The organism is Streptomyces coeruleorubidus (genome assembly GCF_028885415.1).
In the GTDB taxonomy this organism is placed as follows: domain Bacteria; phylum Actinomycetota; class Actinomycetes; order Streptomycetales; family Streptomycetaceae; genus Streptomyces; species Streptomyces coeruleorubidus_A.
Genome location: NZ_CP118527.1, coordinates 799,446 through 823,349, shown reverse-complemented (window position 1 = coordinate 823,349; position 23,904 = coordinate 799,446). Strand labels below are relative to the sequence as shown.

At 69.7% G+C, this 23,904-nt stretch carries 26 protein-coding genes and 3 pseudogenes; 14 read left to right on the top strand and 15 right to left on the bottom strand.

Features of this window, described 5'->3' with window-relative positions; all coding sequences use genetic code 11:
- Positions 1–47: 47 nt before the first annotated feature.
- On the top strand, positions 48–1,457 hold the full coding sequence (locus PV963_RS03935; RefSeq protein ID WP_274814145.1) for a PepSY-associated TM helix domain-containing protein: 1,410 nt from the start codon (positions 48–50) through the stop codon (positions 1,455–1,457).
- Positions 1,458–1,564: 107 nt separating this feature from the next.
- Here the strand turns inward: PV963_RS03935 and PV963_RS03930 are convergent, their stop codons facing one another.
- The 3 genes from PV963_RS03930 to PV963_RS03920 all read right to left on the bottom strand — a co-directional run bounded on the left by PV963_RS03930 (position 1,565) and on the right by PV963_RS03920 (position 2,924).
- Positions 1,565–1,855, bottom strand: a complete 291-nt coding sequence (locus tag PV963_RS03930; protein ID WP_274821928.1) for a tetratricopeptide repeat protein — start codon at positions 1,853–1,855, stop codon at positions 1,565–1,567.
- Between the two features lie 134 nt (positions 1,856–1,989).
- Positions 1,990–2,445, bottom strand: a complete 456-nt coding sequence (locus PV963_RS03925; protein WP_274814144.1) for a MarR family winged helix-turn-helix transcriptional regulator — start codon at positions 2,443–2,445, stop codon at positions 1,990–1,992.
- Complete coding sequence (locus tag PV963_RS03920; protein WP_274814143.1) at positions 2,442–2,924, bottom strand: MarR family winged helix-turn-helix transcriptional regulator; 483 nt, start codon at positions 2,922–2,924, stop codon at positions 2,442–2,444. The genes PV963_RS03925 and PV963_RS03920 overlap by 4 nt, the downstream gene beginning before the upstream one ends.
- Before the next feature lie 134 nt (positions 2,925–3,058).
- Between PV963_RS03920 and PV963_RS03915 the strand changes: the two genes are divergently transcribed.
- A complete protein-coding gene (locus tag PV963_RS03915; protein WP_274814142.1) occupies positions 3,059–4,024 on the top strand; it encodes a pirin family protein in 966 nt (321 codons plus the stop codon).
- Between the two features lie 546 nt (positions 4,025–4,570).
- On the opposite strand, the gene PV963_RS03910 is transcribed toward PV963_RS03915, so the two are convergent.
- The 4 genes and pseudogenes from PV963_RS03910 to PV963_RS03895 form a co-directional block, all read right to left on the bottom strand.
- Positions 4,571–4,861 (bottom strand): hypothetical protein, encoded by a 291-nt coding sequence (locus PV963_RS03910; protein WP_274814141.1) that lies wholly within the window; start codon positions 4,859–4,861, stop codon positions 4,571–4,573.
- A 2-nt stretch (positions 4,862–4,863) separates the two neighbouring features.
- Positions 4,864–4,980: pseudogene (locus PV963_RS03905) on the bottom strand (DUF6192 family protein); the annotation flags it as partial.
- Between the two features lie 123 nt (positions 4,981–5,103).
- Positions 5,104–5,889, bottom strand: a complete 786-nt coding sequence (locus PV963_RS03900) for a hypothetical protein (protein ID WP_274814140.1) — start codon at positions 5,887–5,889, stop codon at positions 5,104–5,106.
- A complete protein-coding gene (locus tag PV963_RS03895; RefSeq protein ID WP_274814139.1) occupies positions 5,882–6,826 on the bottom strand; it encodes an ATP-binding cassette domain-containing protein in 945 nt (314 codons plus the stop codon). Before PV963_RS03895 ends, PV963_RS03900 begins: the two co-directional genes overlap by 8 nt.
- 458 nt (positions 6,827–7,284) lie before the next feature.
- Between PV963_RS03895 and PV963_RS03890 the strand changes: the two genes are divergently transcribed.
- Positions 7,285–8,538 (top strand): sensor histidine kinase, encoded by a 1,254-nt coding sequence (locus tag PV963_RS03890; protein WP_274814138.1) that lies wholly within the window; start codon positions 7,285–7,287, stop codon positions 8,536–8,538.
- On the top strand, positions 8,529–9,176 hold the full coding sequence (locus PV963_RS03885) for a response regulator (protein ID WP_274814137.1): 648 nt from the start codon (positions 8,529–8,531) through the stop codon (positions 9,174–9,176). The genes PV963_RS03890 and PV963_RS03885 overlap by 10 nt, the downstream gene beginning before the upstream one ends.
- A gap of 430 nt (positions 9,177–9,606) precedes the next feature.
- Here the strand turns inward: PV963_RS03885 and PV963_RS03880 are convergent, their stop codons facing one another.
- On the bottom strand, positions 9,607–10,224 hold the full coding sequence (locus PV963_RS03880) for a TetR/AcrR family transcriptional regulator (RefSeq protein WP_274814136.1): 618 nt from the start codon (positions 10,222–10,224) through the stop codon (positions 9,607–9,609).
- 104 nt (positions 10,225–10,328) lie between these two features.
- On the opposite strand from PV963_RS03880, the gene PV963_RS03875 reads away from it, so the two are divergent.
- On the top strand, positions 10,329–11,666 hold the full coding sequence (locus PV963_RS03875) for a carboxylesterase/lipase family protein (RefSeq protein WP_274814135.1): 1,338 nt from the start codon (positions 10,329–10,331) through the stop codon (positions 11,664–11,666).
- A 32-nt stretch (positions 11,667–11,698) separates the two neighbouring features.
- Here the strand turns inward: PV963_RS03875 and PV963_RS03870 are convergent, their stop codons facing one another.
- Both PV963_RS03870 and PV963_RS03865 read right to left on the bottom strand, forming a co-directional pair.
- Positions 11,699–11,953 (bottom strand): hypothetical protein, encoded by a 255-nt coding sequence (locus tag PV963_RS03870; RefSeq protein ID WP_274814134.1) that lies wholly within the window; start codon positions 11,951–11,953, stop codon positions 11,699–11,701.
- Between the two features lie 155 nt (positions 11,954–12,108).
- Positions 12,109–12,621 (bottom strand): MarR family winged helix-turn-helix transcriptional regulator, encoded by a 513-nt coding sequence (locus PV963_RS03865; RefSeq protein ID WP_274814133.1) that lies wholly within the window; start codon positions 12,619–12,621, stop codon positions 12,109–12,111.
- A gap of 72 nt (positions 12,622–12,693) precedes the next feature.
- Between PV963_RS03865 and PV963_RS03860 the strand changes: the two genes are divergently transcribed.
- Positions 12,694–13,506 carry an SDR family NAD(P)-dependent oxidoreductase gene (locus PV963_RS03860; RefSeq protein WP_274814132.1) on the top strand — a complete coding sequence of 271 codons (813 nt, stop codon included), beginning with the start codon at positions 12,694–12,696 and terminating at the stop codon, positions 13,504–13,506.
- Between the two features lie 206 nt (positions 13,507–13,712).
- Here the strand turns inward: PV963_RS03860 and PV963_RS43930 are convergent, their stop codons facing one another.
- Both PV963_RS43930 and PV963_RS43570 read right to left on the bottom strand, forming a co-directional pair.
- Positions 13,713–14,267, bottom strand: coding sequence for a MarR family transcriptional regulator (locus PV963_RS43930; protein WP_425540870.1), 555 nt, complete (start codon positions 14,265–14,267; stop codon positions 13,713–13,715).
- Positions 14,268–14,607: 340 nt separating this feature from the next.
- A complete protein-coding gene (locus PV963_RS43570) occupies positions 14,608–14,874 on the bottom strand; it encodes a hypothetical protein (protein ID WP_342456432.1) in 267 nt (88 codons plus the stop codon).
- Here PV963_RS43570 and PV963_RS43565 point away from each other — a divergent pair.
- Positions 14,867–15,101: pseudogene (locus PV963_RS43565) on the top strand (transposase); the annotation flags it as partial. The gene PV963_RS43570 and the pseudogene PV963_RS43565 overlap by 8 nt on opposite strands.
- A 182-nt stretch (positions 15,102–15,283) precedes the next feature.
- Here PV963_RS43565 and PV963_RS03855 read toward each other — a convergent pair.
- On the bottom strand, positions 15,284–16,252 hold the full coding sequence (locus PV963_RS03855; RefSeq protein WP_274814131.1) for a helix-turn-helix transcriptional regulator: 969 nt from the start codon (positions 16,250–16,252) through the stop codon (positions 15,284–15,286).
- Positions 16,253–16,348: 96 nt separating this feature from the next.
- Here PV963_RS03855 and PV963_RS03850 point away from each other — a divergent pair, with 96 nt between their 5' ends.
- The 3 genes and pseudogenes from PV963_RS03850 (at position 16,349) to PV963_RS43560 (ending at position 18,502) form a co-directional block, all read left to right on the top strand.
- On the top strand, positions 16,349–17,896 hold the full coding sequence (locus PV963_RS03850; RefSeq protein WP_274814130.1) for a carboxylesterase/lipase family protein: 1,548 nt from the start codon (positions 16,349–16,351) through the stop codon (positions 17,894–17,896).
- Between the two features lie 181 nt (positions 17,897–18,077).
- A pseudogene (locus PV963_RS03845) lies at positions 18,078–18,341 on the top strand (alpha/beta hydrolase fold domain-containing protein); the annotation flags it as partial.
- The gene (locus PV963_RS43560) at positions 18,272–18,502 is read left to right on the top strand and encodes an alpha/beta hydrolase fold domain-containing protein (RefSeq protein ID WP_342456431.1); all 231 of its coding nucleotides are present in this window, start codon (positions 18,272–18,274) and stop codon (positions 18,500–18,502) included. The pseudogene PV963_RS03845 and the gene PV963_RS43560, both read left to right, overlap by 70 nt.
- Positions 18,503–18,588: 86 nt before the next feature.
- Here PV963_RS43560 and PV963_RS03835 read toward each other — a convergent pair whose 3' ends face one another.
- Complete coding sequence (locus PV963_RS03835; protein WP_274814129.1) at positions 18,589–19,092, bottom strand: MarR family winged helix-turn-helix transcriptional regulator; 504 nt, start codon at positions 19,090–19,092, stop codon at positions 18,589–18,591.
- Between the two features lie 141 nt (positions 19,093–19,233).
- On the opposite strand from PV963_RS03835, the gene PV963_RS03830 reads away from it, so the two are divergent.
- The 4 genes from PV963_RS03830 (at position 19,234) to PV963_RS03815 (ending at position 23,356) form a co-directional block, all read left to right on the top strand.
- Positions 19,234–20,193: an amidohydrolase family protein gene (locus tag PV963_RS03830; RefSeq protein WP_274814128.1), complete on the top strand. Its 960-nt coding sequence runs from the start codon at positions 19,234–19,236 to the stop codon at positions 20,191–20,193.
- 382 nt (positions 20,194–20,575) lie between these two features.
- Positions 20,576–21,604: an amidohydrolase family protein gene (locus PV963_RS03825; RefSeq protein ID WP_274814127.1), complete on the top strand. Its 1,029-nt coding sequence runs from the start codon at positions 20,576–20,578 to the stop codon at positions 21,602–21,604.
- A 495-nt stretch (positions 21,605–22,099) separates the two neighbouring features.
- Positions 22,100–22,648, top strand: a complete 549-nt coding sequence (locus tag PV963_RS03820) for a quercetin 2,3-dioxygenase (RefSeq protein ID WP_274814126.1) — start codon at positions 22,100–22,102, stop codon at positions 22,646–22,648.
- A 183-nt stretch (positions 22,649–22,831) separates the two neighbouring features.
- Positions 22,832–23,356 carry an amidohydrolase family protein gene (locus PV963_RS03815; protein WP_274814125.1) on the top strand — a complete coding sequence of 175 codons (525 nt, stop codon included), beginning with the start codon at positions 22,832–22,834 and terminating at the stop codon, positions 23,354–23,356.
- A gap of 88 nt (positions 23,357–23,444) precedes the next feature.
- On the opposite strand, the gene PV963_RS03810 is transcribed toward PV963_RS03815, so the two are convergent.
- Positions 23,445–23,903 carry a hypothetical protein gene (locus PV963_RS03810; RefSeq protein ID WP_274814124.1) on the bottom strand — a complete coding sequence of 153 codons (459 nt, stop codon included), beginning with the start codon at positions 23,901–23,903 and terminating at the stop codon, positions 23,445–23,447.
- Position 23,904: the final 1 nt, after the last annotated feature.

The window sequence follows — 23,904 nt, the reverse complement described above, 5'->3', positions numbered from 1 at the left end:
GACCGCACTGCGACGGCCAAGACGACGTCCCCCGGAGAAGCCCGCCGATGACCACCGCTCCCTCGATCACCACGGACGAGGCCCCGCAAGCTGCCACCCCGGCACCGTCGGGGAACAGCTGGGCCCCGCTGCGTCCGCTGATCCTCCGTCTGCACTTCTACGCCGGGGTGCTGGTGGCGCCGCTCCTCCTCGTCGCCGCCACCACCGGCCTGCTGTACGCCGCCTCGTTCCAGGCCGAGAAGATCGTGTACGACCACCAACTGACCGTCCCCGCAGGCGAGCGGAAGCTGCCGATCGGCGAGCAGGTGGCCGCCGCCCGCAAGGCCCACCCCGAGGGCACGGTCTCGGCCGTACGCCCCTCACCCGAGGCGGACGCGACGACCAGGGTGCTGCTGTCCGGTGTCCCGGGTGTCGACGAGGGACACACGCTCGCCGTCTTCGTCGACCCGTACACCGCGAAGGTGCGCGGCTCCCTCGAACAGTACGGCTCGACCGGCGCGCTGCCGCTGCGCACCTGGATCGACGAGTTCCATCGGGACCTGCACCTGGGCGAGTCGGGCCGGCTGTACAGCGAACTGGCGGCCAGCTGGCTGTGGGTGATCTCGGCCGGCGGACTGGTGCTGTGGTTCTCCCGCCGTCGCGCGCTGCGCAAGGTGCGGGGCGCGAACGGACGGCGCCGCACCCTCGGGCTGCACGGCAGCGTCGGCGCGTGGGCGGCGGCCGGCTTCTTCTTCCTCTCGGCGACCGGTCTGACCTGGTCGGCCTACGCCGGGGCCAACATCGACGAGCTGCGGACCTCGCTGGGCCATGCCACCCCGTCGGTGTCGGCGTCGGCGGGCGGTGAGCACGCCGGCCACGGCTCCGCCGCCGGGCAGGCCGGAGACGCCGCGCACGGGGTGGGCCTGGACAAGGTCCTGGCCGCGGCCCGGTCCGAGGGCCTGGGCGACCCGGTGGAGATCGTGCCGCCGGCGGACGTGAAGTCGGCGTACGTCGTCAAGCAGGTGCAGCGCAGCTGGCCCGAGAAGCAGGACTCCGTCGCGATCGACCCGGCGAGCGGCGAGGTCATGGACGTGGTGCGGTTCGCCGACTACCCGGTGCTCGCGAAGCTCACCCGGTGGGGCATCGACCTGCACACCGGCATCCTGTTCGGCCTGGCCAACCAGATCGCCCTGATGCTGCTCGCCCTCTGCCTGATCCTGCTGATCGTCTGGGGCTACCGCATGTGGTGGCAGCGCGGCCGCACCACCGCCTTCGGCCGCCCGATCCCACGCGGCGCCTGGCAGCAGGTGCCGCCACAGATCCTCGTCCCGCTGCTGGCGGGGGTCGCCGTGCTCGGCTACTTCCTGCCCCTGTTCGGCATTCCGCTGGCGGCCTTCCTGGCCGTCGACATCCTGCTGGGCGAGATCGCCTACCGGCGGGGGCGGCGGACGTACGGAGCCGGGACGCCGGTGCAGTAGCGGGCCTGTCGGCGCGGTAGCGGGCCCGCCGAGTGCGGTAGGGGAGACCCGCCGACGCACGGATGCCCGGCCCCACACGGAGCCGGGCACCTTCGGGTACGTGCCGGTCAGCGCTGCTCGAAGTCACCCGCGAGCGCCGAGGCGATCCGCAGATGCGGCTCCGCCTCCTCGTGCCGGTTCTGCCGCTGGAGCGTGCGGCCGAGCATCAGCCGGGCGTAGTGCTCGACCGGGTCCCGCTCGACGATCGTCCGCAACTCGGCCTCGGCGCGCCGTAGTTGGGCCGAGTGGTAGTAGGAGCGCGCCAGCAGCAGCTGCGGCCCGGTCTGCTCGGGCACCTCCTCGACCAGCCCGCCCAGGACGCGCGCGGCGGCGGCGTAGTCCTTGGCGTCGAAGAACATCTGCGCGCGCTCCCAGCGCTCCGCCGGTGTCCCGTGGGCGTAGTACGCCGTGTCGTAGGTCGTGTTCACTCGTGCCTCCTTCGAGGCCGACAACCGAACGTGTTGGTTCAATATTCCACTACTGAGACGGACGGTTACTCGGTCAGCGCGCTCAGCCCGGCCAGCTCGGCATCGGCCCGCTCGGTGATCAGGCTCAGCACCCGGCCGGCGACGGCCAGGTCCTCCTCCGGGATCCCGGCGTAGATCCGGGCGGAGAAGGGCGCCGTCTCGCCGGCCGTCCTGGCGTACAGCTCCCGCCCGGCGTCCGTGATCCGCACGCGCGGCCCCTCGGCCGGGGCCAGCAGCTGCGCGGCGATCAGCTCGTCGATCACGCCCTCCACCTCCGCCGGGTCGTTCTTCAGCGCGCCGACGACGCCGTCGACGAGCTGTTCCCGCTCGACCGGGCCGTCGGCGACGACGGCGAGCCGGAGGGTGACGGACTGCTGGAAGGTGACGCCGTGCCGGGCCAGTACGTTCTCCAGGACCGCGCGGCCGGCGTAGTGGGCCAGGGCGATGACGCGGGGATCGAGCAGGGGTGTGGCGGTGGTCATGACTGCTCCGTCTCGTTCTTGCTGATGGGATCAAGAGGTGCGTCGAGCAGGGCTGTCAGATCGCGCGTGAACTCGCGGGTGCGCGCGGCGTCGAGGCCTCCGAGCGGCTCCAGGAGCTGCTGAAGGAGCTTGTGGACGACCTTGATCGCCCGCCCGGTGACCTCGCGCCCCTGCTCGGTGAGCGCGAGCTGCACCGCGCGCGGGTCGTGCGGGTCCCGGGTGCGCTCCAGGAGGCCGGCGGCCTCCAGTGCACGCGCGAGCTTGGAGACGTAGAGCGGCTCGAGTCCGGTGCGGTCGGCGAGGCGACGTTGGCTGGGCCGCTCGCCGGAGCGCTGCATGCCGTGCAGGGACGCCACCAACGAGTACTGCGCGTGGGTGAGCCCCAGCGGCGCTACAGCGCGGTCGACGGCCACCCGCCACTTCATCGACAGCCGCCACACCAGGAAACCGGGCGTCGCGCCTTCGGAACCTTTGCTCATGAGCAGATACAGTACATGGCTACTATATCCATGGCTACTATATTCCAAGGGCATCCGCTATTCGGAACGGCGCCCGAGGCGCGACCCGAATGACGCGCTGACGCAGGCCCCTCCACCGGGCTAGGTTGTGCGCCATGAGCAATCTTGAGCGCGAGGCGGCTCCCTCCCTGTGCGGTGGCCGCGGCTTCGTCGTGGCCGAGCCGGTTCGCGAACTCCTCAGTCCTCGCCACGTCAAGCTGGGCGAGTCCAGCGAGGTCCGCAGGCTGCTGCCCAACCTCGGCCGCCGTATGGTCGGAGCCTGGTGCTTCGTCGACCACTACGGCCCCGACGACATCGCCGACGAACCCGGCATGCAGGTGCCGCCGCATCCCCACATGGGCCTGCAGACGGTGAGCTGGCTGCACGAGGGGGAGGTGCTGCACCGCGACTCCACCGGCAGCCTCCAGACGATCCGGCCGCGCGAACTGGGCCTGATGACCTCGGGCCGGGCGATCAGCCACTCCGAGGAGAGCCCGCGCTCGCACGCCCGTTTCCTGCACGGCGCACAACTGTGGGTCGCGCTCCCGGACGGCCACCGCCACACCGACCCACGCTTCGAACACCACGCCGACCTGCCGGTCGTCACGGCACCCGGCATCAAGGCGACGCTGATCCTCGGTGACCTCGACGGCGCGACCTCGCCCGGCACGGCGTACACCCCGATCACCGGCGCCGACCTGGCCCTCACCCGAGGCGCGGACGTACGCCTCCCCCTGGAACCGGACTTCGAGTACGCCGTCCTGTCCATGTCCGGCGAGGCCCACGTGGACGGCGTCCCGCTCCTGCCCGGCTCGATGCTCTACCTCGGCTGCGGCCGCAGCGAACTGCCCCTGCGGGCCGAGTCGGACGCGGGCCTGATGCTCCTCGGCGGCGAGCCGTTCGAGGAGGAACTGATCATGTTCTGGAACTGGATCGGGCGATCTCAGGAAGAGATCGTACAGGCGCGCAGGGACTGGATGGAAGGGGCACGGTTCGGGGAGGTGAAGGGGTACGACGGGGATCCGCTGCCAGCACCGGAACTGCCGCCGGTGCCATTGAAACCACGGGGAAGAGTGCGCTGACCTGCGGGTACGTGTCAGCGTTGGTGGCGCCGGGCGGAAGGCTGTCGCGTGATTCTCGCCCTCTTCCACCTGCCCTCCGCAAGACGTCGGAACAGCCGGCTGGCTCTGGCCGGTGCGGTTGGCGATTCCACAGTGTGGCTGTCTGTGGGCGGCTGTGGCAGGACTCTTGCTGACCTAATGCTGACTTTGCTGACGCCTCGTCAGGTTGGGCTGCGAGGTCCTTTTCCCCAGCTTCAGTGCTTGCGGAGGCGTTTGCAGGTTCGGTGGTGTTCGCACCAATGCTGACCTGGCTGGTGGCCGAGTCAGGCGCTACGGAAGGGCGGCGTCGCCCAGGCTGCCGTCTTGTGGAGATTCCACACACTTCTGGTGGCACGCGGTCTGTCAGCAGCGCCGCTCGGGTCCGGTCCGAGAAGCGCTGCGCCGGAGAGTGACGAGCGGGTTCTTCGTCTGCTAGTGGTACACGGCTCAGATGCAGTTCGACCAGCGAAAACAGCTCCGATTGCCACAAGCTGCGGACGGCTGGTCCGGGTATGGTCCGGATCTTGGTTAGAAGTGTTCGTGGTGATGAGCGCTGCTCGCATGTTGCGCTTGTACGACGATGACGGCCTCGGCACTGCTTCGAGTCGCGACGACGGGCCGCAGAAGACGCTCCTGGGGCGGCCATTCGTTCTGCGCACAGACGTCTTTGAGGACGCTGATCCCTCGGCGGGTCTGCCAGCGGCTGAGTCCGCAAACTGCGGCGAGTTCGAGCAGGGTCATGCCAGAGGGCGCGGTGTGGAGCAGAGCGGTGCGGACGAGGTCGGCGTGGCGTTCTGCGGTCGGGGAGCGCTTGTCCACTGCTATTCACCCCGCAGGAGGCAGGTGAGTTCGTCGTCCATGTCGACCTTGCCGGTGTCGACGGCGGTCTCGATCCAGTCGAGGGTCGCGCGGACGCGGGCGACGTTCTCGTGGACGATCCTCGGCGGCACCATCTGGACCACAGACCCCGGCGGACATCATCTCGGTCTGGCCTCGCGCCGCAGGTACCACCACAGACGTCAGGCCCGGAGCGGTGCTCCAGGCCCTTCGTCGTAGTGGGACTACGCGTCGCGCTTCTGGAACAGGATCCAGGCGGCACCGATGATCAGGGCTGCGAAGGCCGCGAACACGCCACCCGAGGCCCAGCGGTCGAAGAAGTCGATGTCCGGAGCTGCGGGACCGAAGTTCGCCGGGCTGGTCAACATCAGCTCCTCGCCGGCGGTGAACGGCAGGAACTTCACGGCCCGCGCCAGCCAGTGCAGGGCCGGGACCATGGTGAGCCCGACGATCAGGGTCTCGATGATCAGCGGCATCAGGAAGATGACCACCAGTGCTGAGGGCACGCCGCGGAACAGCAATCCCAGGCCGAGCCCGGTCAGTGCGTAGATGAGGTTGTAGGCCAGGTATCCCAACAGCGCCGAGCGTACGGGGTCGTCGAACAGACCCGGGACCTCGCCCCAGAACACGAGTACCAGGGTTGCGTTGATCGCTATCGACACCAGCGTGGCCACGGCGGTCAGCGCCGTGACGGTCAGGATCTTCGCCAGGATCAGGCGCGAGCGCTGCGGAAGCGCGGTCAGGGTCGGCTGGATCGTGCCGTGCCGGTACTCGTGGCCGGTCGCGAAGATACCGACCACGGCCATGAACACCGCCAGGAACGGGATCACGAAACTCGCCCCGCCGTTGACACTGAGGTTCACGGCGTCGGCATGGAGCGGCTCGTCGCTGGCGCCGAGGCCAAGGACCAGCGGGATCACGGCGGAGGCCACCAGGCCGGAGCTGACCATCCAGTAGGTCGAGCGGAGCGTGCGCAGCCGCGTCCATTCGAATCTGAGCGCATCAAGCATTCTGGGCACCTTCGCGGCTCTGAGCGGTCTGGATCGGCTTTTCGGCGACGAACTGCTCTGCGGCGCCGGTGGCGGACATGAAGGCCTCTTCGAGCGAGGCCGAGCGGCTGGAGAGCTCCGTGAGCTCGATGCCCTCGGTGAAGGCAAGGTGCCCGACCATGCCGATCTCCATTTCCGAGACGACCAGTTCGCCGTCGTCGCCCTTGGTGACGCTCGCGCCCTTGGCTTCGAGGGCGGGGACGAAGGCGTCGGCAAAGGGGCTGCGCACGATCACCGTGGACGTGGTGAACTCGCGGACGAACTGGTCGACGTCGCCGTTGAAGATCATGTGACCGCGGCCGATGACGACCAGCTCGTCGGCCATCAGCTGCATCTCCGAGAGCAGGTGGCTGGAGACGAAGATGGTGCGGCCCTCGGCGGCCAGGCTCTTGAGCAGATCGCGCATCCAGTGGATGCCGTGCGGGTCGAGGCCGTTGGTCGGCTCGTCCAGCATCAGCGTGTGCGGGTCGCCCAGCAGCGCCTGCGCCAGGCCGAGGCGCTGTGACATGCCCAGCGAGTAGCCCTTGGGTTTCTTGCGCTTGGCCGAGCCGAGCCCGACCAGGTCCAGGACCCGGTCGATCCTGGCGTTGGCGATGCCGTTGGCGGAGGCGAGCATCTTCAGGTGGTTGCGGGCCGAGCGGGTGGGGTGGAACTGCTTGGCCTCCAGCAGGGTGCCGACGTGGTTCATCGGCCGACGGATCGAGGCGAACCGCTCACCGTCGAACAGGGTCTCGCCCCCGCCGTGGTCGAGGCCGAGCATCAGCCGCATGGTGGTGGACTTCCCCGAGCCATTGGGGCCGAGGAAGCCCGTGACCACCCCTGGCCGGACCTCGAAGGACAGATCGTCCACCGCGACCGTCTTCTCGTATTTCTTATGCAGGCCTTTCGCGGAGATCATGGTGTTCCTATCTGAAGAATTGAACGAGTGATGGCGTTCGTCGTCATGTGTCCGGCTCGGCCGGTGGTCGTCCCGGGACCTTCGGGAAGGCACTCGCCAGAGCCCCGATCCAGCCCCTGGTGCGCCACGCCGCCCGGCGCGCTCGTGACCGGCAGCAACAACCTAGGAGCCGAGCCAGGGGAGCAGACATCCCGCGCGCACACCAGTGCGGGATGGTGCAGGCACCACCGGCCGAGGGCTGTCCGGCTCGCACCGGTAGGTGGGCTTCAACGGCACGATGAAGAGCGCTGGATCGCCTTCACCTCATGCGATCCCCACCGATGCCGGAGCCGCGGTGACGGGCCGGCCCCGGCCACGTCACCAAGTACCGCGCCGTCGCCAGAGGCAGCGCCAGCCCCACCCCGAACCGGCATGCTTGTCGGATCATCTGCCGACAACCCACCGCCTAATATGCGGGCATGCCCCCGAAAGCGCGCCGAGTCGGCGCCTTCACCCTCTACTCGCTGTCCACCTTCCCCTTGGCCTTGATCAGCGTGACCCTGATCATCCCCGTCCTGGGACTCGGCGTGGTCACGTCGGTCATCGGCATCGGACTGCCGGTCCTGGCGCTCGCCCTGCGGATCGCACGCGGATTCGCCGAGGTCGAGCGCCGCGCCCTGCCGGAAGTCCTGGGCCATTCCGTGGCTCGGCCGATGTACAACAAGCCTGCCGCGGGATCCGGTGTCTTCCGGCGAAGCATCACCCCGCTTTTCGGCGGCCAGTACTGGCTGGACCTCCTGTACGGGATCGTGATCCTTCCCGTATCTGTGATCATGTTCGCGATCACCGCGGTGTGGTGGTGGGTGACACTGTCCACGCTCACCTGGCCGCTGTACGGATGGATCATCCACGAGGCGGTGGGCCTCGAGAACCTGCAGAAGCTTCCCAAGCTGGTCGGGGTGGAGAACTACCTGTTTGCCTCAGCGTTCTACGTGACGATCGGCGTGCTGTTCGCCCTCGCGCTGCCGTTCGTCCTGCGCGGCGCCGCCCTGGCAAGGGCGAACCTGGGGCGCGTCCTGCTGACGGCGGTCGGCGAGTTGCACGAGCGTATCGCTGACCTGTCCGAAGGGCGGGCCGCCGCCGCCTCGGCCGAGGCGAGCGCGATGCGACGCCTGGAGCGCGATATCCACGACGGGCCCCAGCAGCGGCTCGTGCACCTGGCCATGGAGCTGTCGCGGGCGCAGCGCCAGCTCGCCAAGGACCCGAACGCGGCACAGGCCACCATCACGGGCGCCATTTCCGAGACTCGGGAGACCCTGGAGGAGCTACGCACGCTGTCGCGCGGGATCGCGCCCCCGGTACTCACCGACCGCGGGTTGGCCCAGGCCCTGGCGGCCCTGGCGGCCCGCAGCCCGGTGCCGGTGGAGCTGGACGCCCCGGTCCCGGACCGCTTCTCCGCCGCGGTGGAGAACACCGTGTACTTTGTGGCCGCCGAAGCCTTGACCAACGTCGCCAAGCACAGCCGCGCCGACTCCGCGCGCCTCACCCTGTCCCGGACCGCGAACCGGCTGATCCTGACCCTGTCCGACAATGGCATCGGCGGCGCCCACCTGGCCAAAGGGCACGGCCTCACGGGGCTGGCCGACCGCGCCAGGTCGGTCGAGGGCGATTTCGTGGTGCACTCCCCCGAGGGAGGCCCGACGGTAGTGGTGATGGAGGTCCCGTGCGGGTAGTGGTCGCCGACGACGCCGTGCTGATCCGTTCAGGACTGGTCCGGCTGCTGGAGGAGTTCGAGTTCGAGGTGGTCGCCGAGGTGGGCGACGGCGACAGCCTCGTCTCTGCCATGGTCGAGCACCGCCCGGACGTCTCGGTGGTGGATGTGCGGATGCCCCCCTCGTTCACCGACGAGGGCCTGAAGTCCGCGGTTGCGGCACGCAAGCGGGTTCCCGGTGCGCCGGTGCTGATCCTTTCGCAGTATGTGGAGGTCTCCTATGCCGAGGATCTGCTGGCCGACGCCAGGGGAGCCGTGGGCTACCTGCTGAAGGACCGGGTGGTGGACGTCGACGAGTTCATCGACGGGCTGCGGCGGGTCGCCGCCGGGGGGACGGTGTTCGATCCGCAGGTGGTGGCCCAGCTGATGGTTCGGCGCCGTGGCAACGACCCCCTGGCGACGCTGACCGCGCGGGAGCGGGAGGTGCTCGGGCTCATGGCCGAGGGGCACTCCAACCAGGCCATCGCGCGCAAACTCGTGGTGAGCGGCGGCGCGGTGGAAAACCACGTCCGCAGCATCTTTGCCAAGTTGGGCCTGTACGCCGAGGACACCGACCACCACCGCCGGGTGCGCGCGGTGCTGGCCTACCTGCGTTCCTGAGCGCCCATAGCGGGGATGCCGCCTTTGTCGTGCTCGGAAACGTGAGCGAAGGCCTCGCTGGTGGCGGTGATCGTGCGCGTGACCGCGCTCGCCGGGTCGTTTCGTCGTTTGGGCCGTCTCCCGCTCATGTCGGGAGGCTCACGTTATCCCGTGTTGCGCCATGTGTTGGCTGAGGGCTTCGCACGGTCAGCAGCGCAGGCGAGCGGTGCCTTCGTCGATACGGACGATGCGCTCCTTGAACAGTGCCATCGGCTGGCTGTCGTCGTCGGGGACCAGCGTCGGCCCGACCATGATGGGTGCCGCCGTCCGGGTGCGCGCCGCGCCGTCAGGGATCTGATCGCCGACGGGCGGTGGCGCGAGGGCGACGCGGACACCCTCATCGTCTTCGACATCGGATACGACGCCCCGTGCATGGCTCTGCTTCTTTCCCTCAGCGGTTTGACCTGGGGTGACTGTCGGGCGGTGCCGAGCGGGCGCCGGCCAGTACCAGGTCCACGAGTCGACTCACGTAGGCGTGCCCTGCGGGCTGGTCGCGTTGCACGATGCGCAGGTGGAGGGGGCCGGTCAGGGCTTCGAGGAGGAACTCGGGGCTGCTGTCCGGCGGGAGGTCGCCGCGGTCGACGCCGCGTTGGACGAGGATGCGGGCGCGGTCCAGGCGGGCGGTCCAGAACCGGTTGCGGAGTTGGTCGGACTGGGGCTCGTCGTCCGGTGCGGCGAGGGCGAGGCAGGCGAGGGAGCGGCCCGTGGGCGTGGTGAGGAACGCGGCGAGTGCGGTGAAGAAGATGGTCAGGTCCTCGCGCGTGGAGCCGGTGTCAGGCAGGGGCAGTTCCGTGTCCAGGCGGTCCGAGAGGGCTTCGAGGATCAGGTTGGTCCGGGTGCCCCACCGCCGGTAGACCGAGGTCTCGTGCACGCCGGCGCGGGCGGCGATCTCCGCGATGCGCGTGCCCGCCAGGCCCTCGGTGGCCAGGAGTTCGGTGGTGGCCTTGAGGACGGCTCGGTGTACGGCCGCGCCACGGCGGTGCGCGGGGGCCGGGCGCGGTGGTGTCATACCTCCCATTATCGCAAGCACACTTGCGATAAACCATCACGGCGAGCTTCACTGGGTTCTATCGCAAGTCGACTTGCGATGGACGCGACCTGCGGAGGCTGCTGATGCTCACCATGGCAAAGACCACCAGCGGCGTGCTGCGTGGCCGGGTCGAAGACGGTACGACCGTCTTCCGAGGAGTGCGCTACGCCACCTGCGAGCGGTTCGGCCTGCCCCGCCCGGTGCCCGCCTGGAGCGGAGAGAGGGACGCCACGGCCGACGGCCCGATCGCCCCGCAGCGGCCGTCCCGGCTGGAGCCCGTGATGGGCGTCCCCGAGCCGCACGAACAGGGCGAGGACTGCATGAACCTGACCATCACCACCCCCGGCGTCGACGACCGGTCCCGGCCGGTGCTGGTGTGGTTCCACGGTGGTGCCTGGGTTTCGGGCGCCGGTTCCTGGAAGTTCTACGGCGGCCACCGGCTCGCCCGCGAGGGCGACGTGGTCGTCGTCTCCGTCAGTTACCGACTTGGCGTGCTCGGCTATCTGCGTGCACCGGGGATCTCCGAAGGCAATCTGGGCCTGGCCGACCAGCTCGCCGCGCTGCGGTGGGTGCGCGAGAACATCTCCGCGTTCGGCGGTGACCCGGACGCGGTGACCGTGGCCGGTCAGTCCGCCGGCGCCCACACCGTGCAGTGTCTGCTGGGCATGCCCGACGCCGAGGGACTGTTCCGCCGGGCCGTCGTTCAAAGTTCCCCCCCCGCTCTCGGCCTCGGGAGCGCTCGCAGCGCCCGGAAGGCCGCCGAACGGTTCCTCACCCGGCTCGGCGCGGACCCGCGTACCGTCCCCGTCGCCGATGTCCTGGACGCTCAGACTGCGCTCGCGCGCGAGGCAGCAGGCAGACTCGGGCTCCGTGCGGTCCCCTTGTTCAGGCCGGTCGAGGGAGTCGGCCCGCTCCCGGACGCAGCACGCTGGGCCGCATGTCTGGCAGGCAGAGCTCCCGGTCTGGACGTCATCATCGGCACCACCGGGCGGGAGATGAGCGCCTTCTACACCCCGAGCCCGGCGCTGCGCAGCCTGCGCCGGGTCCCGGCACTGGGTTCGGTGACTGCGGACGCTGTGGAACGGGCCGCGTCTGTCTTCTTCGACCGTGCAGCCCGCCGCCTGGCTGCCCGGCTGAGCGAGGCGGGTGCCCGCGTGTGGACCTACCGCTTCGACTACGCCGCCCCCGCCTCTCCCTTCGGCGCCACCCACTGCATCGAACTGCCCTTCCTGTTCGGCACCGATGCCGACTGGGCCACCGCCCCGATGCTCGCCGGCGCCGACCCGCACGACATCGACACCCTGGGCCGAGCCCTGCGCACCGCCTGGCTCAGCTTCATCCGCACCGGCACCCCGAGCACCGACACCCCTTGGCCGCCGTTCACGGCGGCCGCCCCCGCCGTGCACCACTGGCACCCCTGAGGAGTGAACCGGATCAACCAGGGGGCTCCCTGTCAAAGCAGGTGGTCACCGAAGCCGAACAGCTCGCCGAAGCCGCCCAGGTAGGTCACGCTCGAGCGAAGCAGGGAGTGGGCGAGCCCCTCCCACGCCATGCGCTGGTTGTCGTCCGGCGAGGAAGCCATGACGCCGCCGCGCCAGGAGCCGTCTTCCCCCGGCGCCTTGAGTTCGGCAGACAGGCCGGCCGCGCGGATCGCACCCGTCGGCTCCAGGCTATTCGGAGGGGCCTGCTGCCAGAATCGCCACTTCACGCGTGGAGCCCTGTCGCCGTCCCTGGCGTACCGACCGCTCCGCGCCCGTGAGCGTGTGGTGCTCCCACGACTCGTTCGACAGGTTCAGGCTGGTTCGGTGATGACGCGGGGCTTCCTCGTCCAAGGTGATCCTGACGTGCTGGCTGCTCGCGCGGTCACCCCGGTGTGCCGTCTTTGCGCAAGGTGACGGGTCTACTGAGGGGGCCTGCCGGTTGCACCTGTTGTATCGCGTCGCTCACCTGATCGAGGAGCGCCTGCAGTTGGGTGGAGTCCTTGGTGCCGAGCTTCTCGGTGATCTGCTGTTCGATCTCCGCGATCACGGAGTCGGCCTTGCGCAGCGCGTCGCGGCCGGCGTCGGTGAGGTGGAGCTCCTGCACGTGACGGTGGCGCGGGTGCGGCCGGCGTTCCAGTTGGCCCCGGCCCTCCAGACGGGCCACCAGGGAGGCCACCGCCTGCGGGGTGACGTTCAGGCGGCGGGCCAGTTCCGCTCCGGCCAGGCCGGGCTCGACGTGGACGGCGATGAGCAGGGAATAGTGTGCCGCCGCCATGCCCAGCCAGCGCAACCGCTGCTCCTTCAGGGCTGTCACGGCCAACTCCGCCCGCCGCAGTGCCCAGGTCACTCGGTCCAGGGCGTCGGCGCCGACGGGGCCCTCGTCATGCAGCGTCATGCGGGAAGAATACGACACTGTCAAACAATCAATCGTTTGACATGACGCAGACGTTTGAATAATGCTGTCCTCATGTCTCGTACTCTTGCTCTCATCACCGGCGCCTCCTCCGGTATCGGCGCCGCCTACGCCCGCCTCCTCGCGGCCGACTGCGACTTCCTCCTGGTGGCCCGAAGGGCCGACCGCCTTTCCGCGCTCGCGGACGAACTCCGCGCGGCCGGCGCCGCCGTGGAGGTCCTTCCCGCGGACCTCGGGAACCACGACGGCCTCACCTCGGTGACCAAGCGCCTGGCAGCCGGCGATGTCCGGCTGCTGATCAGCAACGCGGGAGACGGCGGCTACGCACCGCTCGCCGAGGTGGCCCCGGAGGAGATCGACCGCCTACTCATCCTCAACGGCGTGGCGTCCATCCAGCTCGCGCGCGCCGCCCTGCCCGGCATGCTGACCGCGGGGGAGGGAACCATTGTCACGGTCGCCTCCCTGCTGGCCTTCAGCGCCGGGCAGAGCAACCCGCACATGCCGCCCCGCACCATCTACAACGCCGCCAAGGCCAGCACCGTCGCCTTCACCCGCACCCTTGCCCACGAACTCGCCGACACGCCCATCCGTACCCAGGTGGTCTGCCCGGGCATCGTGGCGACGGAGTTCGCCGGCGGATACGGAAACATCCCCTCCGCCATGACCGCGGAGGGCGTGGCCGGAGCCAGCCTCGCCGGCCTGCGCCTGGGCGAGACGATCTGCGTACCGGGCCTGGAGGACCAGACCGCCGCGCTCGACGCCTTCCTGGCCGGCGAGGCCGCCCTGCTCGCGGGCGGCAACCGCGCCACTCCCGCCGCCCGCTACAGCCACTCGCACCCCGCCGACCTGCGCACCGACGGCGAGTAGGTCGACCACAAGCTCAGTCGGTGAGCCGGCGGAACCGGACGAGGGCGCAGGCGGCGGCATCAGGTCAGTCAGGAGGCGGTGCGTTCGATAGTTCAGCGGTGGCGGCCCCAGGCGGCTCGAGGGCTCCATGTCCTTGCGGGTGACACCGCGCTTGCGGGGCGAACGACACGGGTGGTCGTAATACCCCTTGTCGGTGTAGAAGTTGGTCAGCCGGCGGCGGCGCGGACGGCGGCCGGGGCGGCAGGGATTCCGTAGAGATTCCAGCGTCTGACTGTCCTGCCGGTTCCCGCCGGACCGGTCATGCGGTCCGCGTGTGGTGGCCTTGCAGCCTGCTGCCAGGGGAGGGACTGGTCGCTGCGTCCGGGAACCAACGGCGTCAAGGGGTGGAGGGGCCGGGGAGTTCGACTGCCACCGATTCCGGAGATCCCCATGGTTTCTCCAGTGCGGCCCGTAGTGCTGTGACGGTATCCGCACCGACGCGCTCGGCGAGCGAGGCTTCTAGCCCGGCCAGTATCTGCATCGTCTCCGCGCGGCGCCGGACACCGGCCCTCTGTGAGGCGCACGAGCTTCGACCGGGCGGAGTGCGGATCGCTCTCCACGGTCACCACGCCCATGGCGACAAGTTCGTGGACCCACTGGTGCGCTGTCGGGGCGCTGACGCCCAGACGCCGGGCCAACTCGGCGATGCTCGCCCCCTCTGGCGGGAGCTGACTGAGCAGGGTCACGTGCCGCACTGATGGCGGCGCCGACCTCAAACGCATCGCACACCGCAACGCGGCACACCTGCTGAACCTCTGACCATGACAGCAGCAGGTCAGGAGTGGGGTTGGGCCGACGGCGCACACGTGTGCGCCGTCGGCCCAACCCGGTGAGCACCGGCACCGTGGTGAGTCTGCGGTAGCCGATCAGTGTGCAGGCAATACTGGTGAAGGCGAGGAAGCGGTCGGCTTTGGGTTCGCAGCGGCGGTGCATCGTCGGCATCCGGCGAGCCAGGACGTTGGGTTGGCCGCGCGGCGAGGTGTCTGCCGTGCAGGTCCTGTTCCGCGCGGCCTTCCGCCGAACCGGACATGACGGTTTCCCAATCATCCGGCTCTCCAGTGATCACGGTGTGAATGATCTGGCCGCTTGTGCGTCGTAGATGCGAGCGTGGCAGGCACCGCAGGCCACGACCGTCTTGGGGCGCCGATCGAGCACGACGCGCGCCCAGTCGGACGGCGGCCGTCCGGCATGAGTGAGACCGGCAAGGGCGTGAATGTGATGCACCGTGACATCACCAGTGCTCCCGCAGACCTCGCAAGTGTCAGCCAAGAGCCGTGTGACGAGCTCTCTATGCCGGCAGTCCACCCAGACCGGCCGACGAGCCACCATGGTCATTGCGGCCGGCGTCCAGGACTCCACCGCCGGTCGACAGCTCCTCGATCCAACCGCTGTCGACCACCCCGGATGAGGTCTGGGTCGACGGCGGTTACCGCAAGCACTTCGTCGACCGCGCCCCCGCCCTCGGCATCGACCTCGAAACCGTTCAACGCGCGCCGGGGACCAGGGGATTCGCCCTGATCCCGAAGCGGTGGACGGTCGAGCGGAGCTACGGCTGGACCTGTTTCCGGGCCTGTCGCTGGTTCCGTCACGGACGAGGAAGGGCCGGACCCGAACAGAGTGCCGCGAACAGGACGGCCGCACAGGTGCAGGGGCGGCATGGCTGGTTGGCGCAGCCCGACGAAATGCGGGGGGCGGTCTCGATGCGGATCTGCTCATCGGTGCGGGTCGGGCGGTGCCGTCAGGCCCGCGCGCCGTAGAGCGCGGCGAGTTCGGTGGCCACGGCTGTGAGTTCGGCGCGGGCCTCGGGCGGGTCGAGGACCTCGACGGCGGCGCCCAGGGAGAGCAGTCCGCGTACGTCGGGAAGTTCACGGAAGGCGAGTTCGACGCGGGCCCAACCGCCATCCATGGGATGGGGTGGGGTGACCAGCTGGGAGGCGAAAAGGCGCTGGAAGAGCTCGAGTTGCTCGGGGCGTACGCGGCAGTGGACGCGGATGCCGTCCGGCAGGCTCTCGAAGCGTTCGCGCAGCAGGGCCCAGACGGTTGCCAGGTTCTGGCCGGGACGACGGTGGACGGGTTCGTCGGTGACCTCGGCGGCCTTGACCCGGTCGGAGCGGAACAGCCGGGGCTCACCATCCCGGTCGGCGACCAGATACCAGACTCCCGCCTTGCTGACCAGCCCGTACGGGTCCACGGTGTGGCTGCGCGGCTCGCGGGCGTCGCCGCTGCGGTAGGTCAGCCGGAGCCGACGGTCGGCGAAGGCGGCGCGCTGCAGCTCTGCGAGATGGGCGTCGGAGGCCGTTTCGATGCCGTGCATCCAACGGACGGGGTCGACGAGGATACGCTCGCTCGTGCGCTCGGCGTCGCCGCGGTGCGGGGCGGGCAGCGCGGCCATGACCTTGCGCAGCGCGGAGCGGATCGCCTCACCGAGGCCGAGGGCGCCGTGCGTGCCCTCGGTGGCGAGGACGAACAGGGCGCGTGCCTCGTCGTTGGTCAGCCCGGTGACGTCGGTGCGGTAGCCGGGCAGCAGCCGGACGCCGCCGCTGCGCCCGCGCTCCGTCCACACCGGGACACCAGCGGCGGACAGCGCCTCGACGTCGCGGTAGACGGTGCGGACGGAGACCTCCAGGTGCTCGGCGAGTTCGACGTGGGACATCCGTTCGCGGGTCTGCAGGAGCAGCAGGATGGACAGCAGTCGGTCGGCTTTCACACGAGTGAGCGTAAATCCTGACGTCGGGTGTCACGTATGGGTGGAATGCTCACACCACCCACCTGACCTCGCTCCACGGGAAGACAGACTCACGCCATGGCAGACGCACTCCTGACCGAGACCACCACGGGAACCGTTCGCGGATGCGCACTCCCCGACGGGGGTCGTCTCTTCGCCGGCATCCCCTTCGCCGCACCCCCGGTGGGTGAGCTGCGGTTCCGCCCGCCCCAGCCGCCCCGGCCGTGGCAGGGGGTCCGCCCGGCCGACAGCTTCGCACCGGCGCCCGCGCAGGGCGCGTCATCCCTGATGCCGGAGGCGAGCCAGAAGTCCTCCTTCCCCAGCTTCCCCACGGCGGAGATCAGGGAGACGTCCGAGGACTGCCTGTATCTCAATGTCTGGACCCCCACGACGGCGCCCGACGACGCCCTCCGCCCCGTCATCGTGTGGATCTACGGCGGCGGATACGAGGCCGGCTCCGCCGCACCCCCGTACAGCGACGGGGCCGCTCTCGCCCGGCAGACCGGCACGGTCGTCGTCACCGCCAACTACCGCCTGGGAGCACTCGGTTTCCTGCACCTGGCCGACCTCGGCAGCCAGTGGGTCGGGTCGACCAACCTCGCCCTCCAGGACCAGACGGCCGCACTGCGCTGGGTACGGGACAACATCGCCTCCTTCGGCGGTGACCCCGGCAACCTCACCGTGGCGGGGCAGTCCGCCGGCGCCTTCTCCATCGGAGCCCTGCTGGCCGCACCCGCGGCCACCGGCCTCTTCCACAAGGCGATCCTCCAGAGCGGCAGTACGTCCCGGATCTTCGACCGGGCCACCGCCACCACCATCGCCGAGGACCTGATCACCGCGCTCGGTCTGGACAGCCCCGATGACCTGCTCACCGTTCCCTGCCAGCGGATCCTGGACGTGCAGAGCACTGTCGTCACCGGCGACATCGGACAGCGCAACCTGCCCGGCGGCCGGTCCTGGGGTGCCGTACTCGACGGCAGCGTGCTGCCCGTCGCCCCCCACCAGGCCGTCGCCGACGGCGCCGCCGCCGACATCCCCCTGCTCGTCGGCGCCACCCGCGAGGAAGTCCGCGTCTTCCAGATGATCGGCGGCGACTCCTTCCGCCCCGAGAGCGAAACAGTCCTGTACACCGAGATGCGGCGCGCCGGTGTCACGGAACCGGAGAAGCTCCTGGACGCCTACCGGAGCCGCATCGCCGATCCCGACGACCTGTCAGCCCTGCGAGGTGCCTTCCTCACCGACGCCCTCTACCGGATTCCGGCCACGCGTCTGGCCCGGGCCCAAGCAGGGGCGGGAGGCCGCGCCTACCACTACCTTCTGGTCGACGAACCGTGCGGACCGGCCATGGGTGCCTTCCACGGCGCCGACCTGCTCCACGTCTTCGACAAACTGTCCCTCGTCGGCGCCGACACCCCCGAACACCTCACCGCCCGCGACACCCTCGTCGGCGCCTGGGCCGCCTTCGCCGCCACCGGCTCCCCGGGCTGGCCGCCGTACGACCCTCGAGCCGCAGGTAGCTCCCGGGCCATCGGCGGCTCCCCGGCCGACGCCGACCGCATGATCACCGAACCCCCGGCCGACGACATCACCGCACTTTGGCCTGCGGAAATGCTCTCGGAATCCTGACGGCTGGTGTCACGTATCGCGCGGGATTCTGTCTGCCGTCCCGAAGATCGCGTGAGGGAGACGTTTCTGAGGAGCGGGCCCGTGTCCTACGTCTTCGACCCCGAGCTTGCCCACTGGGTCCCGATGATCAACGATCTGCCCGCTCGCTGACACCGCCGCCGCCTGTGCGGCCGAGAAGGAGATGAGGGCGCACCTGTCCGTGTACGAGCCGGCCCGGCCGGTCGGCGTCCGCGACACTCTCGTCCCGGGGCCTGAGGGTGCACCGCAGGTCCCCGTCCGGATCTACACCCCGGTCGGCGTCGAGGTGGCGGACACCGGCCTGCCCGGCCTTGTGTACCTGCACGGCGGCGGCTATGTGGTGGGCAGTTTGGACTTCTGTCACTCCGACCTGCTGCGCATCGCCGACCAGGTCGGCGCTGTGGTGGTCTCGGTGGACTACCGGCTCGCGCCCGAGGAGCTGGGCATCGACGCGGCCCGCTGGGCGTCGCCGGGGACAGCGCGGGCGGAGGGCTCGCCACGGCCGTGGCCCTGCTGGTCCGGGGCCGAGGAGGCCCGGCGCTGTGCGCGGTGTGTCCACGGGGGCAACGGATCCTGATGGCGATCTGAGAATCAGGCCTGCCTGGACTGTTGTCGCAGTGCTCCGGGGAGATCGGCGCCGGTCTTCCCGTGGGGGCGGGGTCGTCCTCAAGGGGTCACTGGCGATCGTCCTTTTGCCGCCGGCGGCGGGCCGTGGGCTCAGAGTTGTCGTCGGTCGCGGGCTCAGGGGATCCCCAGGGGGCCTCGAGCGCGGTGCGCAGGGCGGTCACGGCGGTGGCACCGATGCGATCAGCGAGGGCGGATTCCAGTCCGGCCAGGAGCTGCATCGTCTCTGCCCTGCGCCGGTGACCTGACTCGGTGAGGCGGACGAGTCTGGACCGGGCGGAGGAGGGGTGGGGTTCGACGGTCACGACGTCGAGGACGGCCAGCTCGTGGACCCACTGATGTGCCGTCGGGGAGCTGACGCCCAGTCGGCGGGCCAGCTCGGCGATGCTCGCGCCCTCAGACGGGAGCTGGCTGAGCAGTGTCAGATGAGCCGCGCTGATCCCGGCCGGGCCGTCCTGCTTCTCCAGAGCAGCGATCAGGGCGGCCCGGAACCAGTTGTGCGCGCGCCACAACAGCCGGGCTAGCGGCTCGGGTTCCGGTGGGGAGGCAGGCATGAGGATCCGCTTTCTGGTGTGGAGCAATGCGCCGGACGCGACAGGCCGATCGTAGTGGCCGGCAGGAACGGCGCCGGGCGACCTCTTGCGCATTTTATTAGGTAGCCTATTATTAGGTTACCTAGCATTCGGGAGGAAGTTATGCGTGTCATCGCTGTCGAGGAGGCGTTCTCGGCGCCCGACGTGATCCCGTGGTCCATGGGAGGCTCGGGCGACGACCTGGGAGGCCAGTGGCTCAAGGAGGTGGGGTCGCGGCTGGCTGATCTCACGGACCAGCGGCTGGCGGAGATGGATGCGGGCGGCGTGGACATGCAGGTCCTGTCGCTCACCACGCCCGGCGTGGAAGTCATCGACGATCCGGCCGAGGCCGTCGCCGCCGCGCGGCGGGTCAACGACTATCTGGCCGGCGTGATCGCCGCTCACCCGACACGATTCGCCGGCTTCGCGGCACTGCCGCTGCAGGACCCCGCCGCCGCCGTCATCGAGCTGCGCCGGGCGGTGGAGGAGCTGGGGCTCAAGGGAGTGCTGCACAACGACCATGTCCGTGGCCACTACCTCGACGAACCGCAGTTCCGGCCACTGTGGGCGGAGCTGGAACGTCTCGGGGTGACGCTCTACATCCATCCCGCAGCCGTCCCCGCGGACGACTGGCAGGTCTTCGCGGGATACCCCGAGCTCAACATGATGGCCTGGGGGTGGACGGCGCGTGTGGGTGGCCACGCCCTCCGGCTGATCCACGGCGGGGTGTTCGACGACTTCCCGGGGGCATCGGTGACGCTCGGGCACATGGGGGAACTGCTGCCGTTCCAGCTGGCCCGCCTCGACAGTCGCTTCAAAGTGGTGAACTCCGTCAACAAGATGCGGCACCTGCCGTCCCACTACGTCCGCAACAACCTGTACGTGACCACCAGCGGCGTCTGCTCCCACGCAGCCCTCCTGGGCGCCACCCACGCCGTCGGTATCGACAGGGTCCTGTTCGCCGTCGACTACCCCTTCGAGTCCACCGTGGAGGCGGTCGAGTTCCTGCGCACCGCGCCCTACGCCCCTGCCGACATCGAACGCATCGCTCACGGAAACGCCGAACGAATCCTGCACCTGTGAACGAGGCTGCCCACGCCGCCCTCGGGGCAGGGTGGGCAGCGGAACCTCACGCTCCGGGCGGCCCCGGAGACGGCCCGGCCCGGACCGTCTCCGAGGCGCCGGTCACACCGTGACCTCCAAGCACCTACCAGTGCAGGCCCGCAATGCCGACGCCACCGATACCGGCCCGTCCACGCTGGCAGCTCGGCGCAAGCTAGTGATGAGGCCGACGAAGATACGCCGGGCTCGATGACACGGTGCCGTACGAGCCTCATGGCAGCGCAACCAGCACATTCCTGCAGCGGTGCAAGGAAATCGTCAAGCCGGCCTTTGGCGGAGTACGAGTCTGCGCCCGTCCAACCACTCCAGTTCCTCTCCACATGGCGCGAAGAAAGAGCTTGCGATGCGACTGGTCTGCATCGAAGAACACGCTGTCGACCCGGCCATCATGCGGGCGGCGCAGCCCACTCTGCACCGCGAAGCCCCGTACATGCGGTGGCTGAGCTCCCCCAAAGCCACCAGTCATCCCCGTGACCGGCACCGGCCCAGTGTGGTCGAGATGAGCGAGGCCATGCGGCTGGGCACCGATCTCGGCGCCGACCGGATCCGCGCCATGGACGAGTACGGCATCGACCTGCAGATCGTGTCCTACACCAGCCCGGCCCAACTCGCCCCCGATGAGCAGGCCGTCGCATTGACCCGAGCCGCCAACGACCGGCTCGCCCAGGCGATCGCTGCTGATCCGCAACGCCTGCAAGGTTTCGCCGTGCTGCCCTGGCAGGCCCCACAGGCTGCCGCTGACGAACTCGACCGCGCCGTCGGCGAACTCGGCCTGCGCGGAGCTCTGCTCGCCGGGCGCCCCGGCGACCGGTTCCTCGACGATCCCCGCTACGAACCGGTGCTGGGCAGACTCGCCGCCCTGCAGGTGCCGCTGTATCTTCACCCGTTCCATCCCCTCCCCGAAGTCCAACAGGCCTACTACGCGGGGCTGCCCGACGAGGTGACCGCCGGATTCTCCCTCGGCGGCTGGGGATGGCATCACGAGGCCGGGATCCACGTGCTGCGCCTGATCCTGTCCGGCGTCTTCGAGCGATTCCCCGCCCTGCAGGTCATCAGCGGCCACTGGGGCGAAATGGTGCCGTACTCCCTGCACCGTCTCGACGACATCCTGCCCACCAGCGTCACCGGCCTGTCGAAGACCATCACCGACACCTACCGCGCTCATGTCTGGGTGACCCCGAGCGGGCTCTTCGACGCCCCCCACGTCCGATTCATCCGCGACACCATCGGCCTCGACCGGGTCATCTGGTCGGTCGACTACCCCTACCTCACCCTCGACGGCACCCGCGAGTTCCTCGACAATCTGCCCCTCGACGAGAGCGAACGACACAAGATCATGCACCGCAACGCCGAAACCCTGTTCCGGCTCTGATCCGAGCCCCCGGCTCCGCCGTGTTCCTCCTGCGGACCGCCGACGAACTGGGCCATCGCGTGGTCACCATGCCCGCCATCTTCCGGGGGCATCTACGTCGGCCACCCGTCGCCAGGGCCGGCGTGGGAGGCCGCGCGCGACCTGTACTTAGACACCTGCGTCTACGACCCCGAGGTGCTCCATGCGCTCGTCGGCCTCGTCGAACGCTGCCCGGGCCTGCCCCCGAACAGGCCATTTCCATCAAGAGCTTGATTGGAGACCGGCTGGGGCTCGGTGACGAAAGGTACCGAGCGGGCTTCCCGAATCTGTGCGCACCAGGGGAGTCGAGCGCGCCGGACAGCAGTTGCCGCCGTGGCCCGAGCCCAGGAAGTCGACCTGATGGGTCCGGGTAACGCGGGAGGCGTGGTCGCGGACTGACCGCGCCGTAGCGATACCTCGTGGCGCCCGCACCTGTGGACGACGGGGGCGAACAGTGGAGCACAAAGGGAGTATGCAATGACCAAGGACAACCGCACGCACAAGGGATGGAACGGTCTGCCGGGCCGTCCTCAGCCGTATGTGCTCCGATCCGGCGAAGGAGAGCACTCGGTCCTCGTGGACCAGGTGGCCACGGTGCTGGTCAGTGGCGATGAGACCGGTGGCCAGTTCGGGCTCCAGCTCATCGAAGGTCCTCGCGGTGATGTGATCCCGGCCCATCTGCACCCGGGGGTCCACCACACCATCTGGGTCCTGGACGGCGCCGTTCGGGTGTGGGCAGATGACCTGCAAGGTCTCAGGATGGCGACGACACTGGAGCGGAACGACTTCCTCTTCATCCCGGCCGGAACCATGCACACCTTCCAGATCCAGTCCAGTACGGCGCGGATGGCCGGAATCAATACCGGCGGGTTCGAACGCTACGTGCATGCCTTGGGTGTGCCGACCGATTCGCCTGAGCTTCCCACGGAGCCGATCGCTCCTGTCATGGAGGACTACCGGGTGGGGGGTGAGGAGTTCGGCATCGAATTCCATCCGGAATGGGACCACACCACCGCCGAGCGCTGAACTCGGTTGCCTTTCGAGATGCCCTGGCACGGGGCCACGCCATTCGTGGGCAGGTGCCGACCGATGAGAGGGGGGCGGACTGACCGGGTAGTGCCCGGACTTGAGGCCAGGGCAGGCGCTGGTGCCGATGTGTCACGGCCGGCAGGCCAAGCCGCTGGAGTGCTGCCTTGACGCGGTGCGACCGTGCTCGTACACCCCCCCTTCAGCAGGCCGGTCCTGGACCTGCCCACCCCTTTGTTCGAGGTCGGCTTCGACACCGCGCGGGTTGTGGTCGACATGCTGTGGCACCGCACTCTTGAGGCCGCGCCGGACGTGCAGGTCGTGCTTCCCCACGCGGGAGGGTGCTTCCCGGCCCTGTCCGGGCGAGTGGGCATGCTCGCCGGCGAGGACTGGGTGGGCAATACCCAGCAGGTCACCGCCGCGCAGATCGAGCAGGCCGCCTCACGGTTCTGGTACGACACCGCCATGTCCGGTTCCCTGCCGAGCCTGTCCGCACTGCTGGCCGTGACCTCTCCCGACCACGTCCTCTACGGGTCCGACTTCGGCGCGCCCTGTGCCGGCGAGGAGGTGCTGCAGCACAACGTCCGCCTGTTGCGCACCAGCCCTCTCCTCTCACCGGCCGATCGCGCCGGGCTGGGACGCCACGGCGCCGAACTTTTCCCCCGCGCCTTCGCCCGGATGCAGAGCCCTGCCACCGTCCAGGGCTGAGGAGGACCGGGCGACGAGGCGACCCGTCCGCACCGGGAACAGCCGCTCAACCGCGGTATCTGCCGATGCCGAGCCAAGCCCCGGCTCGTCAGGTTCCCGGTACGTGATCCAGGTCCATGTCCGTGGCGGTGACCCAGTCGGGTTCGGCCACCAGCAGGCTCAGCTGCTCGTCCTGGAGATCGACGTCGACGGCGTACCGGAAGCCGGTCGCCTCCGCGGCCTCGACGCCGGCCCGGGCGCCCTCCGTGACGGCATAGACCACCCGGCGGCAGCCGGGATCCGCTGCCCGGACGGCACGTACCAGCGGCCGGAGGATTTCCGGCAGGTTCTCGGCCCGCAGGCCGGTGTGGATCAGCAGTTCCACGTCCCGGGCACCGACCGGATAGGTGTCGCGGAGCCGGCCGGCCGCGCAGCGTTCCACTGCGACGACGGCCTCGCCGCTCGGGCCGCGCAGGCGCAGACTGCCCGTGAAGCGAGTCCACGACTCCACGGTGGTCTGCCAGGGGCCGGGGATGTCGAGCGCGGGCAGGGCCGGCACGGTGAGCATC

Excerpts from the sequence above, each read along its gene's own strand:
- PV963_RS03935 (WP_274814145.1), top strand. The coding sequence starts at position 48 with ATGACCACCGCTCCCTCGATCACCACGGACGAGGCCCCGCAAGCTGCC.
- PV963_RS03930 (WP_274821928.1), bottom strand. The coding sequence starts at position 1,855 with ATGTTCTTCGACGCCAAGGACTACGCCGCCGCCGCGCGCGTCCTGGGC.
- PV963_RS03925 (WP_274814144.1), bottom strand. The coding sequence starts at position 2,445 with ATGACCACCGCCACACCCCTGCTCGATCCCCGCGTCATCGCCCTGGCC.
- PV963_RS03920 (WP_274814143.1), bottom strand. The coding sequence starts at position 2,924 with ATGAGCAAAGGTTCCGAAGGCGCGACGCCCGGTTTCCTGGTGTGGCGG.
- PV963_RS03915 (WP_274814142.1), top strand. The coding sequence starts at position 3,059 with ATGAGCAATCTTGAGCGCGAGGCGGCTCCCTCCCTGTGCGGTGGCCGC.
- PV963_RS03900 (WP_274814140.1), bottom strand. The coding sequence starts at position 5,889 with ATGCTTGATGCGCTCAGATTCGAATGGACGCGGCTGCGCACGCTCCGC.
- PV963_RS03895 (WP_274814139.1), bottom strand. The coding sequence starts at position 6,826 with ATGATCTCCGCGAAAGGCCTGCATAAGAAATACGAGAAGACGGTCGCG.
- PV963_RS03890 (WP_274814138.1), top strand. The coding sequence starts at position 7,285 with ATGCCCCCGAAAGCGCGCCGAGTCGGCGCCTTCACCCTCTACTCGCTG.
- PV963_RS03880 (WP_274814136.1), bottom strand. The coding sequence starts at position 10,224 with ATGACACCACCGCGCCCGGCCCCCGCGCACCGCCGTGGCGCGGCCGTA.
- PV963_RS03875 (WP_274814135.1), top strand. The coding sequence starts at position 10,329 with ATGCTCACCATGGCAAAGACCACCAGCGGCGTGCTGCGTGGCCGGGTC.
- PV963_RS03865 (WP_274814133.1), bottom strand. The coding sequence starts at position 12,621 with ATGACGCTGCATGACGAGGGCCCCGTCGGCGCCGACGCCCTGGACCGA.
- PV963_RS03860 (WP_274814132.1), top strand. The coding sequence starts at position 12,694 with ATGTCTCGTACTCTTGCTCTCATCACCGGCGCCTCCTCCGGTATCGGC.
- PV963_RS43930 (WP_425540870.1), bottom strand. The coding sequence starts at position 14,267 with ATGCGTTTGAGGTCGGCGCCGCCATCAGTGCGGCACGTGACCCTGCTC.
- PV963_RS43570 (WP_342456432.1), bottom strand. The coding sequence starts at position 14,874 with ATGGTGGCTCGTCGGCCGGTCTGGGTGGACTGCCGGCATAGAGAGCTC.
- PV963_RS03850 (WP_274814130.1), top strand. The coding sequence starts at position 16,349 with ATGGCAGACGCACTCCTGACCGAGACCACCACGGGAACCGTTCGCGGA.
- PV963_RS03835 (WP_274814129.1), bottom strand. The coding sequence starts at position 19,092 with ATGCCTGCCTCCCCACCGGAACCCGAGCCGCTAGCCCGGCTGTTGTGG.
- PV963_RS03830 (WP_274814128.1), top strand. The coding sequence starts at position 19,234 with ATGCGTGTCATCGCTGTCGAGGAGGCGTTCTCGGCGCCCGACGTGATC.
- PV963_RS03825 (WP_274814127.1), top strand. The coding sequence starts at position 20,576 with ATGCGACTGGTCTGCATCGAAGAACACGCTGTCGACCCGGCCATCATG.
- PV963_RS03820 (WP_274814126.1), top strand. The coding sequence starts at position 22,100 with ATGACCAAGGACAACCGCACGCACAAGGGATGGAACGGTCTGCCGGGC.
- PV963_RS03810 (WP_274814124.1), bottom strand. The coding sequence starts at position 23,903 with ATGCTCACCGTGCCGGCCCTGCCCGCGCTCGACATCCCCGGCCCCTGG.